The sequence below is a fragment of the Kitasatospora putterlickiae genome (genome assembly GCF_039527695.1).
Lineage (GTDB): Bacteria > Actinomycetota > Actinomycetes > Streptomycetales > Streptomycetaceae > Kitasatospora > Kitasatospora putterlickiae.
This window is the reverse complement of record NZ_BAAAKJ010000002.1, coordinates 1-1,404: the sequence shown is the minus strand read 5'-3', so window position 1 is coordinate 1,404 and position 1,404 is coordinate 1. Positions and strand designations below refer to the sequence as shown.

The 1,404-nt window shown below is 75.5% G+C and carries 1 protein-coding gene; it reads left to right on the top strand.

Annotation, left to right across the window (positions count from 1 at the left end; genetic code table 11):
• The first annotated feature begins 406 nt into the window (after positions 1-406).
• The gene (locus ABD308_RS00080) at positions 407-1,357 is read left to right on the top strand and encodes a PAC2 family protein (RefSeq protein WP_344321724.1); all 951 of its coding nucleotides are present in this window, start codon (positions 407-409) and stop codon (positions 1,355-1,357) included.
• Positions 1,358-1,404 lie beyond the last annotated feature (47 nt).

The following is a 1,404-nucleotide window of genomic DNA, read 5'->3' as shown; positions in this document are numbered from 1 at the left end:
GACGTGCTCCGCCGGCAGCCGCCGCCCCGCGGCCACCGCCGCGCCGAGCGCGGCCGCCACCAGCGCCGCCCCGGCCACCACCCACCGCCGTCCGCTCATCCGCCGGCTCCTCACACCCGTGCCGCCCGGCCCCGTCTCCCATCATCGCGCCGCCGCGGCGCCCCGGCGCGGCCGGGCGAGCGGCGGGCCCGCGGATAACCGGTGGATCGTGGCCGTCCCCTCCCCCACACTGTCCCGGTGGCCCGCCGGAACGGGGCTTCAAAGCCCGTAGGCTGGGCAGGTAGGGAACCATGGAGCGAGGCGTTCCATGGGTGACGAGAGGTTCGACCGTCGGCATCCGGCCCGCCGGCGCCCGGGCAGTCCCGGCCGGGCGGGGCGGAGGCGGCCGACCGGAGGGAGACGCTGGGTGATCGAGCTGGAAGATGTTCCCGAGTTGATCGACCCGGTGATGGTCTGCGCGTTCGAGGGGTGGAACGACGCGGGCGACGCCGCCTCCGCGGCTCTGGCGCATCTGGACGAGACCTGGGGCGGCAAGGTGTTCGCCGCGCTCGACGCGGAGGACTACTACGACTTCCAGGTCAACCGGCCGACCGTGTGGCTGGACGGCGGGGTGCGCCGGATCACCTGGCCGACCACCCGGCTCTCGGTGATCCGGGTGACCGAGCCGAAGACCCGGGACGTCGTGCTGGTGCGCGGCATCGAGCCGAGCATGCGCTGGCGCTCGTTCTGCAACGAGCTGCTGGGCTTCGCGCACGAGCTGGGCGTCGAGCTGGTGGTGATCCTGGGCGCGCTCCTCGGCGACACCCCGCACAGCCGCCCGGTGCCGGTCAGCGGCGTCACCTCGGACCCCGAGCTGGCCCGCCGGCTGGACCTGGAGGAGAGCCGCTACGAGGGCCCGACCGGGATCGTCGGGGTGCTCCAGGAGGCCTGCACGCACGCCGGGGTGCCGGCGGTGACGCTCTGGGCGGCGGTGCCGCACTACGTCGCGCAGCCGCCGAACCCCAAGGCCACCCTGGCGCTGATCAACAAGCTGGAGGACCTGCTGGACCTGCGGATCCCGCCGGGCGAGCTCGGCGAGGACGCCCGGGCCTGGCAGCTGGGCGTGGACCAGCTGGCCGCCGAGGACAGCGAGGTCGCCGAGTACGTGCAGCAGCTGGAGGAGGCGCAGGACACCGCGGAGCTGCCGGAGGCGTCGGGCGACGCGATCGCCCGCGAGTTCGAGCGCTACCTGCGGCGCCGGGAGAACGTCGGGCCGACCGGGGAGAAGCCGGTCGCCGGGCACGCCACCGCGGAGCGGCCCGCCGATCCGGAGCCGCCGTCCGCCCGGGAGAGCCAGGACGGCGCCGAGGAGGAGTGAGCCTCGCCGGCCGACGCGAACGGCGAAGGGGCGCCCGGGACCGCTTG